At 63.1% G+C, this 19,245-nt stretch carries 19 protein-coding genes; 8 read left to right on the top strand and 11 right to left on the bottom strand.

The window, feature by feature from the left end:
• Positions 1-163: 163 nt before the first annotated feature.
• From KUV49_RS04310 to KUV49_RS04320, 3 genes are read right to left on the bottom strand one after another with little or no spacing between them, the layout of a single operon-like run.
• The gene (locus KUV49_RS04310; protein ID WP_222451775.1) at positions 164-1,321 is read right to left on the bottom strand and encodes a CCA tRNA nucleotidyltransferase; all 1,158 of its coding nucleotides are present in this window, start codon (positions 1,319-1,321) and stop codon (positions 164-166) included.
• A complete protein-coding gene (locus KUV49_RS04315; protein ID WP_222451776.1) occupies positions 1,318-1,923 on the bottom strand; it encodes a CoA pyrophosphatase in 606 nt (201 codons plus the stop codon). Before KUV49_RS04315 ends, KUV49_RS04310 begins: the two co-directional genes overlap by 4 nt.
• Positions 1,913-2,905 (bottom strand): Hsp33 family molecular chaperone HslO, encoded by a 993-nt coding sequence (locus KUV49_RS04320; protein ID WP_222451777.1) that lies wholly within the window; start codon positions 2,903-2,905, stop codon positions 1,913-1,915. The genes KUV49_RS04315 and KUV49_RS04320 overlap by 11 nt, the downstream gene beginning before the upstream one ends.
• 57 nt (positions 2,906-2,962) lie before the next feature.
• Between KUV49_RS04320 and KUV49_RS04325 the strand changes: the two genes are divergently transcribed.
• Complete coding sequence (locus KUV49_RS04325) at positions 2,963-3,439, top strand: NUDIX hydrolase (protein ID WP_261391421.1); 477 nt, start codon at positions 2,963-2,965, stop codon at positions 3,437-3,439.
• Here KUV49_RS04325 and KUV49_RS04330 read toward each other — a convergent pair.
• A complete protein-coding gene (locus tag KUV49_RS04330) occupies positions 3,414-4,643 on the bottom strand; it encodes a PP2C family protein-serine/threonine phosphatase (protein WP_222451778.1) in 1,230 nt (409 codons plus the stop codon). The two genes, KUV49_RS04325 and KUV49_RS04330, sit on opposite strands and share 26 nt — an antisense overlap.
• A gap of 187 nt (positions 4,644-4,830) precedes the next feature.
• Between KUV49_RS04330 and KUV49_RS04335 the strand changes: the two genes are divergently transcribed.
• Entirely contained in the window at positions 4,831-5,163 is a 333-nt protein-coding gene (locus tag KUV49_RS04335) for an Hpt domain-containing protein (protein ID WP_222451779.1), read from the top strand.
• Here the strand turns inward: KUV49_RS04335 and ilvA are convergent.
• Positions 5,155-6,390 carry a threonine ammonia-lyase IlvA gene (gene ilvA, locus KUV49_RS04340; RefSeq protein ID WP_222451780.1) on the bottom strand — a complete coding sequence of 412 codons (1,236 nt, stop codon included), beginning with the start codon at positions 6,388-6,390 and terminating at the stop codon, positions 5,155-5,157. The two genes, KUV49_RS04335 and ilvA, sit on opposite strands and share 9 nt — an antisense overlap.
• Before the next feature lie 107 nt (positions 6,391-6,497).
• On the opposite strand from ilvA, the gene KUV49_RS04345 reads away from it, so the two are divergent.
• Positions 6,498-7,724: an argininosuccinate synthase gene (locus KUV49_RS04345; protein WP_222451781.1), complete on the top strand. Its 1,227-nt coding sequence runs from the start codon at positions 6,498-6,500 to the stop codon at positions 7,722-7,724.
• 131 nt (positions 7,725-7,855) lie between these two features.
• Here the strand turns inward: KUV49_RS04345 and KUV49_RS04350 are convergent, their stop codons facing one another.
• A complete protein-coding gene (locus KUV49_RS04350) occupies positions 7,856-8,587 on the bottom strand; it encodes a sulfotransferase (RefSeq protein ID WP_222451782.1) in 732 nt (243 codons plus the stop codon).
• On the bottom strand, positions 8,587-9,495 hold the full coding sequence (locus KUV49_RS04355) for a D-amino acid aminotransferase (protein ID WP_222451783.1): 909 nt from the start codon (positions 9,493-9,495) through the stop codon (positions 8,587-8,589). Before KUV49_RS04355 ends, KUV49_RS04350 begins: the two co-directional genes overlap by 1 nt.
• 181 nt (positions 9,496-9,676) lie before the next feature.
• Between KUV49_RS04355 and msrA the strand changes: the two genes are divergently transcribed.
• Positions 9,677-10,339, top strand: a complete 663-nt coding sequence (msrA, locus tag KUV49_RS04360; RefSeq protein WP_222451784.1) for a peptide-methionine (S)-S-oxide reductase MsrA — start codon at positions 9,677-9,679, stop codon at positions 10,337-10,339.
• Here msrA and KUV49_RS04365 read toward each other — a convergent pair.
• Positions 10,300-11,208, bottom strand: a complete 909-nt coding sequence (locus tag KUV49_RS04365) for a ribokinase (RefSeq protein WP_222451785.1) — start codon at positions 11,206-11,208, stop codon at positions 10,300-10,302. The two genes, msrA and KUV49_RS04365, sit on opposite strands and share 40 nt — an antisense overlap.
• Before the next feature lie 156 nt (positions 11,209-11,364).
• Between KUV49_RS04365 and mutS the strand changes: the two genes are divergently transcribed.
• Complete coding sequence (mutS, locus tag KUV49_RS04370; RefSeq protein ID WP_222452071.1) at positions 11,365-13,983, top strand: DNA mismatch repair protein MutS; 2,619 nt, start codon at positions 11,365-11,367, stop codon at positions 13,981-13,983.
• 140 nt (positions 13,984-14,123) lie between these two features.
• On the opposite strand, the gene KUV49_RS04375 is transcribed toward mutS, so the two are convergent.
• Positions 14,124-14,690, bottom strand: a complete 567-nt coding sequence (locus tag KUV49_RS04375; RefSeq protein ID WP_222451786.1) for a nucleotide exchange factor GrpE — start codon at positions 14,688-14,690, stop codon at positions 14,124-14,126.
• Positions 14,691-14,699: 9 nt separating this feature from the next.
• Positions 14,700-15,764, bottom strand: a complete 1,065-nt coding sequence (gene hrcA / locus KUV49_RS04380) for a heat-inducible transcriptional repressor HrcA (RefSeq protein ID WP_222452072.1) — start codon at positions 15,762-15,764, stop codon at positions 14,700-14,702.
• Between the two features lie 117 nt (positions 15,765-15,881).
• Here hrcA and rph point away from each other — a divergent pair, with 117 nt between their 5' ends.
• The 3 genes from rph to hemW are packed head-to-tail and all read left to right on the top strand — an operon-like array spanning position 15,882 to position 18,349.
• Positions 15,882-16,598, top strand: coding sequence for a ribonuclease PH (gene rph / locus KUV49_RS04385; protein WP_152494259.1), 717 nt, complete (start codon positions 15,882-15,884; stop codon positions 16,596-16,598).
• Complete coding sequence (gene rdgB / locus KUV49_RS04390) at positions 16,591-17,199, top strand: RdgB/HAM1 family non-canonical purine NTP pyrophosphatase (protein WP_222451787.1); 609 nt, start codon at positions 16,591-16,593, stop codon at positions 17,197-17,199. The genes rph and rdgB overlap by 8 nt, the downstream gene beginning before the upstream one ends.
• Positions 17,192-18,349 (top strand): radical SAM family heme chaperone HemW, encoded by a 1,158-nt coding sequence (gene hemW, locus KUV49_RS04395; protein ID WP_222451788.1) that lies wholly within the window; start codon positions 17,192-17,194, stop codon positions 18,347-18,349. Before rdgB ends, hemW begins: the two co-directional genes overlap by 8 nt.
• Here the strand turns inward: hemW and KUV49_RS04400 are convergent.
• The gene (locus tag KUV49_RS04400; protein WP_222451789.1) at positions 18,346-19,245 is read right to left on the bottom strand and encodes a ParB/RepB/Spo0J family partition protein; all 900 of its coding nucleotides are present in this window, start codon (positions 19,243-19,245) and stop codon (positions 18,346-18,348) included. The two genes, hemW and KUV49_RS04400, sit on opposite strands and share 4 nt — an antisense overlap.

Raw genomic sequence — 19,245 nt, forward strand, 5'->3', positions numbered from 1 at the left:
ACTCCGCGAAGGAATAGACATGACAAAGGGGCGCGACGCCGCGCACTGGATCACTTCCGCGATCCGGCGCTTATGAGCGTTCAAAGTCCCCGATAAGCATGTCTCAACCTCCATGTGGTGCGGGCAAGATGCCGCCAAACCTGCGCAAAGTCAAATGACCCTTTCATGTCGCCAGTTTCAGCAGCGCCTGCCGGTCGAGCGTAAACCCCGACGCGATCCACGCATCCTCCAGTTCTTTCAGGGCCTTGCCCAATGCCGGACCTTCCAGCGCCGGCATCAGGTCCTGCGCGTTGATAGGAAACACCGCATTCGCCCCCAGATCTGCGGCGGCAAAGGCGTGACGCGGAACCGGCAGCTCGAACAGCGCGGCGCGCAACAGCACGATGTCCCGCGCCATCCCGATCCCGTGGTGATACCCCAGCGCCTCGGGCGGTTGCGGGCCCGCGGCCTCGTTGCGCAGACCCTCCAGCCGCCGCGCATCCTTCCGGCTCAGGCGCAGCGCGTCGGCGGGATTGTCCCCGCCCAGCGCCGCCAGCCGCCGCATCGCGTCCGGGTCAAAGCCGTGCATCTCTTCCAGATGCACCAGCGGCGCCAGCGCCCGGTCATCGGCCCCTGGCAGGACATGCGCCAGAACACCCGCCTGCCGCATCGCCGCGACCGACGGCGCAGGGTCGCGCGCCGCCAGCAGCTTGTTCATCTCCGCCCCGATCCGCTCTTTCGACAGCCCGTCGATTCCGTCCGCCAGCGCCGCGCAGGCCGCGAGGCCATCCGGGTCCAGACCCCCCGCAGGGTCCCCGTAGGCCGCGTGAAACCGAAAGAACCGCAGGATGCGCAGGTAATCTTCCCGGATCCGCGTCTCGGCATCGTCGATGAACCGGATGCGCCGCGCCGCGATATCCGGTAGCCCGCCCAGCGGGTCGATCACCTCGCCCTTTCGCGTCACATACAGCGCATTCACCGTGAAATCCCGCCGCCGCGCATCGCTGTCCACGTCATCGGCAAAGGCGACCACGGCGCGCCGCCCGTCCGTCTCCACATCCTTGCGAAACGTGGTCACCTCGAACGGCACGCCCCGGCAAACGACCGTCACCGTGCCATGCTCGATCCCCGTGGGCACCGGCTTCATCCCCGCCGCCTCTGCCAGCGCGACAACAGCGTCGGGCCGCGCATCGGTGCTGATGTCGATGTCGTTCACCGCCACGCCCATCAGCGCGTTGCGCACGCACCCGCCGACCAACAGGGCGCGATGCCCGGCTGCCTCCAGCATCCGGCACACATCCTGCGTCTCGCCCGCGTCGATCCAGTCACCTGTCAGCGTCATGCGCCCAAGCGTACAGCCTCGGCCATCGCGCGCAACATCCGCGCGGTCGCGCCCCAGATGTAATAGGGGCCATAGGGCACCGCGAAATAATGCCGCCGCGTCCCGCGCCAGCGCCGGGATTCGACCCTGAACCGGCCCAATTCCAGCACATGCTCCAATGGAACCGAGAACACTTCCTCCACTTCGCCCGCCTCCGGCACCGGCGAAAACGGCCCGGAAATCATACCGATCACCGGCGTCACGTGGAAACTCGTCACCGTCTCGTGCGGCGGCAACGTGCCCAGCACGTCCACCATGTCCGGGTCCAGCCCGATCTCCTCATGCGCCTCACGCAGGGCGGCGGCCACGATATCGGCGTCGCCGTCTTCCTGCTTGCCACCGGGAAAGGCCACCTGCCCGGGATGATGTTGCAAGGCCGAGGACCGCTTGGTCAGCCACAACCGCGCGCCCGCTTCCGTCACCTCGATCGGCACCAGCACCCCGGCGGGCCGCAGCTTGCGCCCCTCCGGCAGCACCACATCCGGGTTCAGATCGTAATCCGACGACGGCGCCATGTCGCCCTGCAACGCGCCGCGCAGGGTCGCAATCAGGTCACTCGTCATCGCCCTTCGCCTCGGCCTCGAAGCCCAGCGTCGCCGGGTCGAGCGTGTAATGCGCCCCGCAGAACTGGCAATCGGCGGTGACCGTGCCCTCGTCGGTGGTCATGTGCCCGATATCCTTGGCCGAATAGATCGACAGGCTGTTGCGCAGCCGCTCCTCGGAACAGGTACAGCCAAAGCGCACCGGCTGAACGTCGAAGACGCGCGGGGTCTCTTCGTGAAACAGACGCACCAGCAAGTCAGTCGACGACACCGACGGCCCGATCAGCTCCAGGTCCTCGACCGTGTCCAGCAGGGTGTTCACACGGTTCCAGTTCTCCTCGCCATCCTCATCCAGAATATCCGAGGCCGACAGCAACCCGTCTTCACCGCTTCCGCCACCGCTGGCAAAGGGCGACGCCTTGGGCATCATCTGGATCATCACGCCACCCGCGCGCCAGTGCTCGCGCCCGTCGCCCTCGGTCGAACGGCCATAGCTCAGGGCAAACCGCGTCGGCAATTGCTCGGACTGCGCGAAATAGGCCTCGGCGCAATCGCTCAGCCGCGTGCCCGCGATCGGCGTGATCCCCTGGTAGGGCGCGGTGTCCTTGCCCTGGTCCAGAATCACTGCGAAATACCCTTCGCCGATCTGGTCGAACGGCGTCGCATCGGTGATCTGCTCCGGGTCGAAACTGGCATAGGCGCGAATCTTCGCGGGCTCGCCATCCTCGGACGGGGCGAAGTAATCCGTCGCGATCATCCGCACCGGCCCGTTCGCCTGCACCTGTAACGACAGCTTCCAGCGCAGCTTGATCGTCTGCCCGATCAACGCCGTCATCAGCGCCATCTCGGCGATCAGCGCCTCCACCGGCGCGGGATAGTCGTGCTGTTTCAGCACGCCGTCCAACACGCCGTCCAGCCGCACCACGCGGCCGCGCACGTCCGACTGGTCCAATTGAAATGGCAGGACGGTATCGTCCCAGGCGATCTTCTGGCCGAGTGTCATCGCGTATCCTTTGGGGGGTTTTCTTGTGCGCCCGTTCTTGGCATATCGCGACTATATATGCGCAACAAGGCATACTCCAAGGGGGGCCGCGCCATGCGACGCTTCGGCAAGCCGCCAAGGCCCGACATCCGATACACCGCGCGCCCCGGCGCCTATGCCATCCTGCCGCGCAACGGAAAACTGCTTCTGACCTGGCAGGAAGAGCCCAAGCCCGAGATGCAATTGCCCGGCGGCGGCATCGATCCCGGCGAATCGCCCCTGCAGGCCCTGCACCGCGAAGTGTTCGAGGAAACCGGCTGGCGCATTGCCGCGCCCCGGCGGCTGGGGTCGTTCCGCCGCTTCGTCTACATGCCGGAATACGATCTCTGGGCCGACAAGATCTGCATCATCTACCGCGCCCGCCCGGTGCGGCCCCTCTCGGCACCGTCCGAGCCGGGCCATACCGCCTTTTTCGCCGACCCCGAAACCGCCGCGCGCCATGTCGGCAATCCCGGCGACCGGCACTTCGTCAGGTCGCTTTTCCGACTGGCTTGAACTCCAGCAGCACTGCGGACACGTCGTCGTCGAAATCGTCGCGCCCGGCAAATTCCGCCAGCTTCCAGATCACCGATTCCAGGAACGCCATGCCTTCGGTCTGGCGCAGCTCGCGCAGGATACGCCGCACCCCGTCCTCGCCCAGCAGCCTGCCCGCGCGATCCGCGCATTCGTCCACCCCGTCCGAATGCAGCAACAGCCGGTCCCCGGGATACAGCTGCACCTCGAAAGCCTCATACGTCGCGCCGTCGATCAGCCCCACGGGCAGGCCCCCCGGCCCATTGATCTCGACCCGCCCGTCGGCGCGCTGGATGGCCGGGCACGGATGCCCCGCCTGCGCCATGGTCACGCGCCCGGTGGCAAGATCGACATCGGCCAAGAGCATCGTGAAGTATAGTTCAGTCTCTATTTCACCCAGAAACATCTGATTGAGGTCCGCCAGCACCTTGTTCGGCGGCCGCGGCAGAAACCCGTCCGGGCCATGCGCCAGCGCCACGTTCTGCTCGGGCGTCGTGGCCGACAGGTACCCCGCCAGCCGCGCCGTCATCAGGGCCGAACTCACGCCATGCCCCGACACGTCGATCGCATACAGACCGATCCGCGTCTCGCTGACCGGAAAGACCCCCACAAGGTCGCCCCCCACATGCGCCGCAGAGCGCAACAGCAACGACACCTGCGCCGGGCCAAACTCGCGGTAGCGTTCGGAAATCAGGGACTGTTGCAGCTTTTTCGCCTCGATCAGGTCACTGTCGAGCGAATCGTAAAGCCCCTGCAATTCCGCCAGTGTTTCGCGCACCAGCCGGTTCGTCTCGCTCAGCTCCCGCTGCATCCGCACGATCCGGTCCCCCGCCGCGATCCGGGCACGCAGTTCGCCCGGGTTGATCGGCTTGGTCAGGAAATCGTCCGCGCCGGCATCGAGGCCCAGCGCCACCTCCTCCTTCTCGCTCTTCGAGGTCACCAGGATGAAATACCCGTAATCCTCCCGCGGCAGCGCCCTGAAAGCGCGGCACAGCTCCAGCCCGTTCATCCCCGGCATCATCCAGTCGCTGATCACCAGGTCCGGCGGCGCCGCCTCGCAAATCGTCAGCGCCTCGGTCCCCGACCCCGCCTCGACCACGTCCAGTCCTAGCCGCGACAGGGCCGCGTGGATGATGCGCCGCTGCAACCGGCTGTCATCGACAACCAGCACACGGCGGATGCTCATCTGATCGGGCGGCGGGTCAATCGCCTTGCTGGGGTGGGCCGACACGGGTCTTGCCTATGCGTTTTGACCCATATGCAACCACGCCCCCCTTAATGCCATGTGAAGCCTAAAATGCCGCCTAATTCGCCCCGGCCCTTCACCGCCCTTTAATCGAGTGCCCCTAGCGTCCGGCACAAAGGAGGCTGCCATGATCGACTGGAACCGCGTCATCCAGCTGCGCGACGAAATCGGGGCCGAGGATTTCGACGAGGTGGTCGAGATCTTCCTCGAGGAGGTCGAGGAAGAGATCGCCGAACTCCGCGACGATCCCGCCCCCGAAACGCTCGAGGCCAAGCTGCATTTCCTCAAGGGCAGCGCCCTCAACCTCGGGTTCGACGACTTCTCCAGGCTCTGCAAGGAGGGCGAGGTCACGGCGGCCCGCGGCGACGCCTCGGAAATCGACCTTGCCCATATCGTCGAGACCTACGCCAGTTCCAAGACCAAGTTCTTGGGCGAGCTGCCGCGCCTCACCTCAGATTAGGAACTCCGCCAGGATCTGATCATTGGTGATATCCCGGTGGTCGAACCCGCCCGCGGTCATTTCCGCCTCGATCCGCTTGAAATTGGCGGCGTCACTGGTCTCGATCCCGATCAGGACCGAGCCGAAGTTGCGCGCCGATTTCTTCAGGTACTCGAACCGCGCGATATCGTCGTCCGGCCCCAGGATCGTCAGGAAGTCCTTCAGCGCCCCGGGCCGCTGCGGCATCCGCAGCACGAAATACTTCTTCAGCCCCGCGAACCGCTGCGCCCGTTCCTTGACCTCCGGCAGGCGTTCGAAATCGAAATTCCCGCCCGAGGTCACGCAGACGATCATCTCGCCGGGGCTTATATCCAGGTCCTTCAACGCATCCACCGCCAGCGCGCCCGCCGGTTCCAGCACCATGCCCTCGATGTTCAGCATCTCCAGCATCGTGGTGCAGACCCGATCCTCGGCCACGGCAATCACGTTGGACGGATCCACATCGCGCAACCGTTCAAACGTCCGCGCCCCGATCTGCGCCACCGCCGCCCCATCGGCAAAGGTGTTCACGGATTTCAGCCGCACAGGCTCCCCGGACTGCAACGCGGCGGCAAGACAGGCGCCGCCCACCGGCTCGACGAACACCATGTTGGCCTCCGGCCCGAAATAACTGCGCACGCCAGACGACAGCCCCCCGCCGCCCACCGGCAGCACGATGCGGTCCGGCACCACGCCCAATTGCGCCTCGATCTCCACCGCGACCGACGCCTGCCCTTCGATCACGTCCTCGTCGTCGAAAGGCGACAGGAAATGCCCGCCCACCTCGGCACAATATCCCTGCGCCTGCGCCAGCGTATCGTCGAAATAGTCTCCAACCATGCGGATCGTCACCGCATCGCCGCCGAACTTGCGCGTCTGCCCGATCTTCTGCTGCGGCGTCGTCACCGGCATGAAGATCACGCCCTTCACCCCGAAATGCCGGCACATGAAGGCCACGCCCTGCGCATGGTTCCCGGCACTGGCACAAACGAACACCGGCGCATCCTCACCCGCCGCCATCACCTTGCGCATCGCATTGAACGCGCCGCGCAGCTTGTAACTCCGCACCGGGCTCAGATCCTCGCGCTTCAGATACACCTCGGCGCCGTACTTGTCCGACAGGTGCGCATTGCGCTGCAACGGCGTCGCCTCGAAGACGTGCCGCATCTCGGCCTCGGCGGCCCGGGCCCTGGTTCTGAAATCGCTCATGCCTCGTCCTTCGCCCATCGCGGCCCGCGTGGCAAGCCTCCGCCGCCTTGCCCCGCCTGTGAAAACCCGGTAATCGCCCCTGCAACATCATGCAAAGGGGTACCAAGATGTCCGCGCCCAAGAAAGTCGTGCTGGCCTATTCCGGCGGCCTTGATACGTCGATCATCCTCAAGTGGCTGCAAACCGAATATGGCTGCGAGGTCGTGACCTTCACCGCCGATCTCGGCCAGGGAGAGGAGCTCGACCCCGCCCGCAAGAAAGCCGAGCTTCTGGGCATCGACCCCTCGAACATCTATATCGAGGATATCCGCGAGGAATTCGTCCGCGATTTCGTCTTCCCCATGTTCCGCGCCAACGCGCTCTACGAGGGCCAGTACCTGCTCGGCACCTCCATCGCGCGCCCGCTGATCTCCAAGCGTCTTGTCGAGATCGCGGCCGAGACCGGCGCCGATGCCGTCGCCCACGGCGCCACCGGCAAGGGCAATGACCAGGTCCGGTTCGAACTGGCCGCCTACGCGCTCAACCCCGACATCAAGGTCATCGCCCCCTGGCGCGAATGGGACCTGACCTCGCGCACCCGCCTGCTGGAATTTGCCGAGAATAACCAGATCCCCATCGCCAAGGACAAGCGCGGCGAGGCACCCTTCTCGGTCGACGCCAACCTCCTGCACACCTCTTCCGAGGGCAAGGTGCTGGAAGATCCCGCCGAGACCGCACCCGATTATGTCTACCAGCGTACGACCAATCCCGAGGATGCGCCCGACGTCCCCGAACTCATCGAGATCGGGTTCGAAAAGGGCGACGCCGTGTCGATCAACGGCGAGGCCATGTCCCCCGCCACGATCCTGACCCGGCTCAACGAGCTGGGCGGCAAGCACGGCATCGGCCGGCTCGACTTCGTGGAAAACCGCTTCGTCGGCATGAAATCCCGCGGCATCTATGAAACCCCCGGCGGCACGGTCCTGCTCGAGGCGCATCGCGGCATCGAACAGATCACCCTCGACAGCGGCGCGGGCCACCTCAAGGACAGCCTGATGCCCCGCTACGCCGAACTCATCTACAACGGTTTCTGGTTCAGCCCGGAACGCGAGATGCTGCAAGCCGCCATCGACAAGAGCCAGGAGCACGTCACCGGCACCGTCCGGCTGAAGCTCTACAAGGGGTCGGTCAACTGCGTCGGCCGCTGGTCCGATCACTCGCTCTATTCCGAGGCCCACGTGACCTTCGAGGAAGACGCCGGCGCCTACGACCAGAAAGACGCCGCCGGTTTCATCCAGCTGAACGCGCTGCGCCTGAAACTGCTCGCCGCGCGCAATCGGCGCCTGAAAGGCTAGGCGCGGCAACCCAGACGGGCCGACACGCGTTCGGCCCGTTCACCACGGCGTTCGGCGAAATCGGCACCGTCGCGATACCACTGGAATACCGACGCGATACCGACGTGCCAAATCAGGCTCTGATTCGCCCGTTAACCCTGCGACGGTGCCTTAACCGCTTCCCCGCGCAACGCCTCGTAATAGGGCATCGCGGACGCCGATAAATCAGCCTTCCACCCGGTCAGTTCCGGCACCTCTCCCTCGGCCGATGCGAACCCGGTCGAGCCGTGCACGGCCCCGTACCAGTGGCTGGCCCAGACCCCATCATCCGCGTGCCCGCCCTTGGGCCAGCGCAGCATGTCCGGCGTCCAGTCCAGCCCGATCCGGTCGCATAAGGCCCGCAAGTGCCCCTCGGGATCGCGCCGGATATCGGCGCTATCGATCACCACCGGATCGTCGCCCAGCGCCTTGACCTGGTCGAACAACTCCGCCTGCTGACGAAACCCGATATCGTCCAGCGTGGGCTTTTCATACTTGGCCGAAAAACTCGCCACGACCCGCGCCGGATGCCGGATCAGGAACACGTTCACCACGTCCCGGATCCAGTCTCTCGGCACGCCGTCGATCATGTGCTGCGCCATGTGCTTGTGGTAAAAATGCTGCTTTCCCAGTGGGATAGGCCCCATCAACCCGGCGATCACCTCCGCCGGCTCACTCGGTTGCGACACTAAGATTTCGTGCCGCATCGGGTGCTCCAGCCCGGTCTTCGTCAGGTAGGCGGCATAGAACGGCTCGTCGATTACCGCGCAATCGCCGCGCGCTGCAAAGCTGTACATCATCGCCGTCGACAGGTTGCGCGGCCCCGACCACATCGCGATCCGCATCAGGCGCATTCCTTCGCGATCAGGTCCTTGTAAAGCGCTTGGATCCGCTTCGTCACCGGCCCGGCCTCGCCGTCGCCAATGGGCCGCCCGTCGATCTCGCTCACCGGCGTCTGGGCGCCGAACGTGCCGGTCAGAAACGCCTCGTCCGCGCCATAGGTATCCACCAGCGAGTAATTCCGCTCGAAAACCGGGATGTCGTTTTCCCGGCACAGATCGATGACTTTCTGCCGCGTGATCCCGTTCATGCAATAGTCCCCGGTCGAGGTCCAAACGGCCCCTTTACGAACGATAAAGAAATTGCAGGCATTAGTCGTGTTCACGAAACCATGCACATCCAGCATCAGGGCCTCGTCCGCACCGGCTTTTTCCGCGGCGATGCAGGCCAGGATGCAGTTGAGCTTGGAATGCGAATTCAGCTTCGGGTCCTGCGTCATCGGCAGGCCCCGGATATGCGGCACTGTGGCCAATCGTATGGGCCGGGCGATCTTGGGGCGCGAATGCTCCATGATGATCGTGACCGTCGGCCCCTGCCGCGACAGGCTCGGGTGCTGAAACGGTCGTGTCTTGATGCCCCGCGTCACCATCAGCCGTGCGTGCGCATCCGTCGTCATCCCGTTGGCTTTCTGCGTATCCAGAAGCGCCTGCAACACCTCCTCGCGCGACAGGCCGATATCCAGGTCGATCGCCTTCGCCGCCTCGAACAACCGATCCAGATGCTCATCGACAAAGGCCCACGTCCCGTCATACAGCCGCAGACCTTCCCACACTCCGTCGCCCAGCATGAAGCCGCTGTCATAGACACTGACCAGCGCCTCGGCCTTCGGCACGATCCGCCCGTTCAGCCAGATCAGGATCTCTTCGTTCCGCGCATCCTCTTCCGCCTGGTGTGTCGTCTGATGCTCTGCCATACCCGTCGCCCTTTCGCTTTGTTACAAACCGCCCCGCGATTTGTTTCAGCACACGCTAGGAACAGGCCAAATCGGTGCCAAGGGGTAAATTCGCATCACCGGCCCGTGACCTCACGGCGTGGTGAGTTGGAACAGCAGCCGAAGCGCGGCAGTTTGACCTTGACCAAAGGGAGGCTGTGCCATGAACCATCTGCGAAACATCAAGGCGACCGTGCTCGCCATATCCATCGCCGTCGGCTTCGGTGTCCAGACCAATGCTGCCAAGGCCGCCGAAACCGAAACGCTCACGGTGGCCGGCGGCTGTTTCTGGTGCGTCGAAGCGGATTTTGAATCCGTCGAAGGCGTCAGCGAGGTCGTCTCCGGCTATACCGGCGGCACCGTGGAAAACCCGACCTACAAACAGGTCGTGCGCGGCGGCACGGGCCATTACGAGGCGGTGCAGATCGAGTACGATCCAGCGCAGGTCAGCAAGGACGAGCTTTTGTCACTCTTCTTCCGCTCGGTCGACCCCACCGACGCCGGCGGCCAGTTCTGCGACCGGGGCGACAGTTACCGCACCGCGATCTTTGCCGATGGCAACGCCGAGAAAGAGGCCGCAGAGACCGCCAAGGCAAAGGCGGCCGCGTCTCTTGGCCAGGACATCGTGACGCCGATTCTGCCCGCGTCGGACTTCTACCAGGCGGAAGACTATCACCAGGATTACTACAAGGGCGATCGCCTGATCCTCACCCGCTTCGGTCCGAAAACGCAGGCAAAGGCCTACAAGGCGTATCGCAAGGCGTGTGGCCGCGACGCCCGCATCCGTCAGCTGTGGGGCGACGACGCGCCATTTGTCGGGTCCTGACGCATAAAGGCCTGAACCTCCGCCAGGTCCGGGATAGCGTCCGCGGTTCCGCGCCGCGTCACCTGCAACGCCGCGGCAGACACCGCGCGCCGGAGCGCGACTGCGGCATCCAGCCCGGCATCGAGGCCAGCGGCCAGATATCCCGCGAACGTATCACCGGCACCCGTCGTATCCACCGGGTCAACGGCGGGTGCGGCAAAAACCCGTTCCGTCCAACCGGCGCTTTCCTCCAGCAACAGTGCCCCCTTCGCCCCGCGCGTCACGACTATGGATGCAGCCCCAAGCGTCGCCACGTCCCGCCCGGTGGCCTGCATCATCTGGCTGAACTCGATTTCATTCAGCACCAGAATTTGAGTGTATGAAAGCACATCCTTCACTGCGATTTCATCGTAGGGCGCAGGCACATACACGACCTGCAGCCCCTTTTCCCGCGCTTGCGCCGCCGCAAATTTCTTGCCGTTAGTTTCGTTCTGAAACATCAGAATATCACCCTGGCGCGCATCCTGCAGCGCCGCGTCAATCGACCCGGGTGACTGCTTGCGGTTCGCGCCGGGGAAGATCACGATCGCGTTCTCTCCCTGGCGGTCCACATTGATCACGGCATGGCCCGTCGGCGTGTCGACCTCGGATATGTGCGCAACGTCTATGCCATAATCCGCCAGCCGCGTTTTTACCCAGGCCCCGTCGGGCCCGACGGCTCCGATATGGCGCACTTGTCCTCCGGCCTTGGCGATGGCCACCGACATGTTCGCGCCCTTTCCCCCCAGTCCTGTCGCAAAGGACTTTGCCGCCAGCGTCTCGCCCGGCTGCGGCAGATGCGGAACCTCGTAGAAATAGTCGATGTTGATCGAGCCCAGATTGAAGATCATGCCATCTCTCCCTCGCCAAGCACTCATTCCGCGCTTTGGCCCGGTTTTCAAGGATTCCCGGCGGTTTTGCCTTTTACCCCCAGCCCGCGATTTGTAAGCTGCCCGCCAAAGCCGATGGGGGGCAGGGTGGCATCCACGACAACAGCCGTAACACCGATGATGGCGCAGTATCTGGAACTGAAGGCGCAGTACCAGAACGCGTTACTGTTCTATCGTATGGGTGACTTTTACGAACTGTTTTTCGACGATGCCGTTGCCGCCGCCGAGGCGCTGGATATCGCGCTGACCAAGCGCGGCAAGCACCTGGGCGAGGATATCGCGATGTGCGGCGTGCCCGTGCATTCGGCCGAAGGCTACCTTCTGACGCTGATCCGCAAGGGCTTTCGCGTGGCCGTCTGCGAACAGATGGAGGACCCCGCCGAAGCCAAGAAACGCGGTTCGAAATCCGTGGTCAAACGCGATGTCGTCCGTCTGGTCACCCCCGGCACCCTGACCGAGGAAAGCCTGCTCGAGGCACGGCGCCACAATTATCTGACCGCCTTCGCCAAGGTGCGCGACGCCACCGCGCTGGCCTGGGTGGATATTTCCACCGGGGCGTTCCATGTCATGCCACTGACCGAGGTGCGTCTTTCGCCCGAACTGGCGCGACTTGCCCCCAGCGAGCTGATCGTGGCTGAAGGGCACGAGGCTGAAATTCGCGACATCGCCGACGAGCACGGCGTCTCGCTCACGCCGCTTGGCCGGTCGGCTTTTGACAGCGCAGGTGCCGAAAAACGGATTTGCGCCCTGTTCAATGTCAGCACGCTCGACGCCTTTGGCCAATTCGATCGTGCCGAGGTCGCGGCCATGGGTGCGATCTTCGAGTACCTGGAGATCACCCAGAAAGGGAAACTTCCACTGCTGCAAAAGCCCGTGCGCGAAAACGAAGCGCGGGTGATGCAGATCGACGCAGCCACACGGCGCAACCTGGAACTGACACAGTCCTTGAGCGGTGGCAGGTCCGGTTCACTACTGGCGTGCATCGACCGGACGGTAACCGTCGGCGGTGGCCGCTTGCTGGAGCGGCGCATTTCCAGCCCGAGCCGGGTGCTGCACGTTGTCCAGGATCGGCTCGATTGCGTGGATTTCATGGTCGGGCACACCCGCTTTGCACAAGATCTGCGAGAGGTGCTGCGCAAGGTCCCCGACCTGGATCGGGCCCTGTCCCGTCTTGGTCTTGACCGGGGCGGACCCCGGGATCTGGCCGCCATTCGCAACGGTCTCGCGCAAAGCGCCGAGGTCGCGCGGATGCTGGACGGCCAGGACCTGCCCAAGCCCCTGCAGGAGGTGTCTGCCGCGCTTTCCGGTCATGACGAACTGTTGGACCTGCTGGACGAAGCCCTGATTGCAGAGCCGCCCCTGCTGGCCCGCGATGGCGGCTTCATTGCCGATGGGTACGACGCAGAGCTGGACGAAGCCAGAAAACTGCGTGACGAAGGGCGCAGCGTCATCGCGGGGATGCAGGCGGAATATGCCCAGGCGACCGGCATCCAAAGCCTGAAGGTCAAGCACAACAATGTCCTTGGGTATTTCGTCGAGGTGACAGCGACCCACGCCGACAAGATGCTGTCCGAACCGCTGAATGAAACCTTCAAGCATCGCCAGACCACGGCGAACCAGGTGCGATTTACCACCGTCCCGCTCAGCGAAATGGAAACACGTATCCTCAACGCGGGAGGGCGTGCGCTTGAGATTGAAAAGCGGCTCTATGACGCCCTGAAACGCGCGATCCTGGACAAATCGGCCGAGGTTTCGCTGGTCGCGCGGTCCTTGGCCGAGTTCGACCTCTCCGCCGCTTTGGCGGATCTCGCACGCGCCGAGAACTGGTGCCGCCCGCAGATCGACGACAGCCGTGCGCTGCATATCGACGCGGGACGTCATCCAGTGGTCGAGGCCGCGTTGCGCACGCAGGATGGGGCGCCCTTCATCGCGAACGATTGCGCCTTGGGCGATGCCAGCGACATCTGGCTTCTGACCGGGCCGAACATGGCCGGTAAATCGACCTTCCTGCGCCAGAACGCGCTTGTTGCCGTGCTCGCGCAGATGGGAAGCTACGTGCCTGCAGCCCGGGCGCATATCGGGCTTGTCAGCCAGCTTTTCAGCCGAGTTGGTGCCTCTGACGACCTGGCACGCGGCCGGTCCACCTTCATGGTCGAGATGGTGGAAACCGCCGCCATCCTGAACCAGGCCGACGACAAGGCGCTGGTGATCCTTGACGAGATCGGGCGCGGCACTGCCACCTATGACGGCCTCAGCATCGCCTGGGCGACCTTGGAACATCTGCACGAAACCAATCGCTGCCGCGCCCTTTTCGCGACGCATTACCATGAACTGACGCGCCTGAGTGACAAGCTGGAGCGCGTGGACAATGCCACCGTCGCGGTCAAGGAACACGAGGGCGACGTGATCTTCATGCACGAGGTCCGGCGCGGTGCCGCGGATCGCAGCTATGGGGTGCAAGTGGCAAAACTGGCCGGCTTGCCCACCACCGTGGTCGAACGCGCCCGGGTCGTGTTGGACGCCCTGGAAAAAGGCGAGCGGGAAGGCGGCGGCAAGCGGGCCGCCTTTATAGACGACTTGCCGCTGTTCGCCGCGACCCCTCCCCCACCGCCGACCCCGAAAGCCGCGGAGTCCGCCGCCGTGCTGCGCCTGAAAGAGGTCCTGCCCGACGACCTGACCCCGAAAGAGGCTCTGAATTTGATCTATGAACTGAAAGCGCTCTCGCGCGAAGAGTGACAACCGGCTGCCACCGTCGCGCCGGCGGCAACACTCAGCCTCGAGTCGCCAGGAGATTTTCCGGATACCGCCGGGATGGATCTGCGCCAGGACCGTCGCCAATGCTCAGACATCGACGATCGGTCCTGCCGGACATCGCATCATCCGGTGAAGGACGACACGCCGACCTGCGCGGGGCGCAGGATGCGATCATACAGCATGAAACCCTGGGCAGAGACTTGAATGATCTCGCCGGCCTTGGTTCCCGGAACCGGGGCTTCGAACATCGCTTCGTGCTGCTTGGGATCGAACTTGTCCCCCACCTGCGGGTCGATCACCTGGATTCCGTGCTTGGAAAACACGTTGACCAGTTCGCGCATGGTCAGTTCGATCCCTTCGATCAGGGCCGCCGATTGCGCGCGCTGTTCGTCCGTCACGGTTTCGACCGCGCGTTTCAGATTGTCGAACACCGGCAGCATGTCGCGTGCCAGTTTCGAACCGCCATAATTCTCGGCCTCGGTCCGGTCCTTCTGGGCGCGCTTTCGGGCGTTCTCTGCGTCGGCAAGCGCACGCATGAACTTGTCCTGGAACGCATCGCGCTCCGCGCGAAGGGTTTCGACCTGATCCTCCAGACTTTCCGGAGCATCCTCTTCGGCCATCGCGGCGTTTTCCTCGTCTTCCGCTTGCTCTATGTCATCAAGAAACGGGTCTTCTTTCGACTGCGCCATGCTCTTCCTCTATTTCCGGTCCGCGATCAGCTTTCCGACAAGCTGCGCGGTGTAATCCACGATTGGTACAATTCGACCGTAATTGAGCCGGGTCGGACCAATCACACCGACCGCGCCCACGATCTTTCGATCAGCGTTCATATATGGAGAGACCACCAAAGAGGAACCCGAAAGTGAGAAAAGTTTGTTTTCCGAGCCGATAAAAATGCGCACACCCTCGCCCTGATCGGTCAATTCCAGGAACTCGGCGATGTCGCGCTTGCGTTCAAGGTCATCGAACAGCGTTTTCATCCTGTCGAGGTCCTCTTGCTCGACCTCGGAATTGATCAGATTCGCACGCCCGCGCACGATCAAGCGCTCGTAACTGTCAGCCTCGCCCTCCCAGACGGCCAGGCCGCTTTCGACCAGTTGATGCGCCAGTCCGTCGATCTCCTGCCGGCGCGCCTCGATCTCCCTGGCGATCACGGTTTGCACGTCTGACAGCGTCTTGCCTTCGATCAGCGCGTTCAAGAAATTGGCGGCCTCGCGCATCGAGCTGGGGGTCTGGCCCGGCGGCGGGTGAAAGATACGGTTCTCGACATGCCCGTCGCCAAAGACGATCACCACAAGCGCCCGATCATGTCCCAGCGACACGAACTCGATATGCTTGATCGGCGCCTCGTGCTTTGGCGCCAGAACCAGGGAAGCGCCTTGCGTCACCCCGGACAAGGCCGATCCTATACGATCGAGCGCAAGGCTGACATCGTCGGAATTCGAGCCCAATGTCGCGTCAATCTTCTCTCGGTCGTTCAGCTCCAGGTCACTGACTTCGAGCAGACCATCGACGAACATGCGCAGGCCCTGTTGTGTCGGGACACGCCCGGCCGAGACGTGCGGGCTGTCCAGCAGGCCAAGATACTCCAGGTCCTGCATCACGTTGCGGATCGTCGCGGCGGATACCTTTTCGCTCATGTCACGCGTCAGGGTGCGCGACCCGACCGGATCGCCCGTTGCAAGATACCCTTCGACCACGCGACGAAACACCTCCCGCGAGCGGTCGTTCATTTCATCCAGGATCTGTCGCGCGTTTTCCATCTGCATTTCTGTCGCCATGTGAGGTGCCATTAAAAACGGCCCGGCAAAAAGGTCAATCAGGGTTGCTATCGGGTTTCGGTCACCTGTATTCCCGACATGCAAACAAGGAGTTCTGGCATGCGTCCTTCTGGGAGAGACTTAAGTGAAATGCGCGCGGTTTCAATCGAGACCGGGGTCACGAAACATGCCGAAGGGTCCTGCATGATCCGTATCGGCGACACCCATGTCCTGTGCACCGCGACGATCGAGGATCGCGTACCGCCTTTCATCAAGGGATCGGGCTTGGGTTGGGTCACGGCGGAATACGGAATGCTGCCCCGCTCGACCACCTCCCGGATGCGTCGCGAGGCGTCGGCCGGCAAACAAGGCGGGCGGACCGTCGAGATCCAGCGCCTGATCGGCCGTAGCCTGCGCGCCGGTGTCGACCGCGTGGCACTGGGAGAGCGCCAGATCACGGTCGATTGCGATGTGATCCAGGCCGACGGCGGAACCCGCTGCGCCTCGATCACCGGCGGATGGGTGGCCCTGCGGCTTGCCGTGAACAAGCTGCTCAAAACCGGCGATATCGTCAGCGACCCGTTGGTAGACCCTGTTGCGGCGGTCAGCTGCGGCATCTACGCCGGTCAACCTGTGCTGGACCTCGATTATCCCGAGGACAGCGATGCAGGCGTCGATGGCAACTTCATCATGACCGCATCCGGTCGCCTGATCGAGGTTCAAATGAGCGCGGAAGGCGCAACTTTCAGTCGGGACCAGATGACGAGCCTCATGGACCTGGCCGAGAAAGGCGTGGCGGAGCTGGTAGAAGCGCAGAAGGCGGCGACAGGTGCGTAAACTGTCAAGCGACACCTTGTTGGTGGCCACGCACAACGCCGGAAAGCTCGAAGAAATCTCCAAACTGCTGGCGCCTTATGACGTGTCCGTTGTGGGCGCCGCCGAGATGAACCTCGACGAGCCCGACGAGACCGAGTCCACGTTCGTCGGCAACGCTCGCATCAAGGCCCACGCCGCGGCGCAGGCAACCGGCCTTCCCGCGCTCTCGGATGATAGCGGGATTGAAATCGACCCCCTGGATGGGGCGCCAGGGGTCTTCACCGCTGATTGGGCAGAAACAGAGACTGGTCGTGATTTTGGAATGGCCATGAAGAAAGCCTATGACGGGATCATTTCCAAGCAGGCTGCACCGCCCTGGACGGCGCGTTTCTGTTGTACGCTCGTGCTGGCCTGGCCGGACGGGCATGACGAAGTCTTCCCCGGTACAGTCGAAGGCCAGATCGTCTGGCCGATGCGCGGCGAACACGGTCACGGATACGATCCCATCTTCCGGCCCGCTGGCCATGACGTGACCTTTGCCGAGATGGACCCGGACCTCAAGAACCGGATCAGCCACAGGGCAGACGCGTTCAGGAAACTGGTAAAGGGCTGCTTTGACTGAGGATTGGCAAGCCGGGGGGTTCGGCCTCTACCTGCATTGGCCATTTTGCGAAGCCAAGTGCCCGTATTGCGATTTCAACAGCCATGTTCGGTCCGAAATCGACCAATCCCGCTGGCTTGAGGCGTATCTTCGGGAACTCGACAGATATGCCGAGATGTTTCCCGGGCGGGTGCTGAACTCGGTCTTTTTCGGCGGGGGTACGCCCAGCCTGATGAAGCCGGACGTGGTCGCGGCGATCCTGCAGCGGATTCACGAGATCTGGACACCCGCAAATGACCTTGAGGTCACGCTGGAGGCCAACCCCGGCTCGGTCGAGGCTGGCCGGTTCTCGGGGTTTGCAGAGGCCGGCGTCAATCGCGTTTCTCTTGGTGTTCAGTCCCTGCGCGACGAAGACCTGCGACGGCTCGGACGGATTCACACGGTCAGCGACGCCAGGAAAGCGTATGAAATCGCGCGAGTGTATTTCGATCGTGTGAGTTTCGACCTGATCTATGCACGGCAGAACCAAACACTTGAGAGCTGGCGCGAGGAACTGTCCGAAGCGCTTGATCTGGCTGTCGATCACCTCTCGCTCTACCAGCTGACAATCGAGCCCGGCACCGTCTTTCATCAACGCCGCGCCCGTGGCGGATTGCGGGGTCTGCCGTCCGAGGATCTTGCGGCGGACATGTACGAATTGACCCAGGAGCTTTGCAACGAAGCGGGTCTTTCTGCATACGAAGTGTCCAACCATGCGGCGCCGGGCGCCGAGTGCAGGCATAATCTCGTCTACTGGCGATATGGGGATTACATCGGCATCGGTCCCGGCGCACATGGCCGCATAACGGTCGGAAGCGAGCGTATTGAAACCGAAGCCTGGTCCAACCCGGAAAAGTGGCTGACGCTTTCAGAGACCAATAAGTCGTTGAAAAACAATAATAAAGTTTCTTTCCAGGATCAGGCAACAGAGCATTTCCTGATGGGTCTACGCCTTGTCGAAGGGATCGATCTTGAACGCCACAGGAAGCTCGCTGGCGCTCCGATCCCAGCGTCCAAAATCCAGAACTTCTGTGAGCAAGGTCTCTTGATCCATCAAAACGGCCGTATCGCGGCAACGCCGTCAGGAAGATTGATCTTGAACCATATCATTGCCGACTTGCTTGAGGACTAGTTCCCGGCAAGTTTGCGGCACAGGTCGTCCAGTTGATCCAGGCTTTCATAGCTGATCGTCATGCTGCCATTCTCTTGGCCCGGCCGATGGTTGAGCGCGACCTTCATGCCGAGGTTCGCGGACAGGTCCCCTTCCAGCGCTTTCGTGTCGGCGTCTTTCTCAACCGGATTCTTCTTCTTCGGGGCGGAACCGTCAGAGAAGATATTCTGCTGCGCCTTCTTCGCCAGCTTTTCCGTCTCGCGCACCGAAAGCCCTTTTTTCACCACCTGCTGCGCGAGTTCAGAAGGATTGTCGGCAGTGATCAGCGCCCGTGCATGGCCCGAGGACAGTTTTCCGTCGCGCAGCAATCTTTGGACGTCGTCGGGCAAACTCAAAAGGCGGACAAGGTTGGCGATGTGGCTTCGGCTTTTCCCCAGGGCTTGCGCAAGTTTTTCCTGCGTGTGCCCGAATCGCTCCATCAGCTGGCTGTAGCCGGCCGCTTCCTCCACCGGGTTCAGGTCCGCGCGTTGGACGTTTTCGATGATGGCCACTTCCAGGACTTCGGTGTCATCGAATTCCCGGATAATCACCGGCACCTGGTGCAATTTGGCAAGCTGCGCCGCACGCCAGCGGCGTTCACCGGCAACAATCTCGAACCCGTGTTCGGCCCGGGGGCTGGGCCTGACGATCAGAGGTTGAATGATCCCTTTTTCGGAGATCGACGCGGCCAGATCACGCAACGCGTCTTCGTCAAAGTCTCGCCGGGGCTGATCGGGATTGGGCTCGATCCTCTCGATCGGCACGGTCTTGTCCGCCGCTTTTACGGCGCCTTCGGAGGTGTCGGGAACTTCCGCGACATCGGACATCAAGGCGGAAAGGCCCCGGCCAAGACCGCGCTTGGATTTCTTGTCTGACAT

Origin of the sequence: Roseovarius atlanticus (genome assembly GCF_019802205.1) — a bacterium.
Taxonomy (GTDB): Bacteria; Pseudomonadota; Alphaproteobacteria; order Rhodobacterales; family Rhodobacteraceae; genus Roseovarius; species Roseovarius atlanticus_A.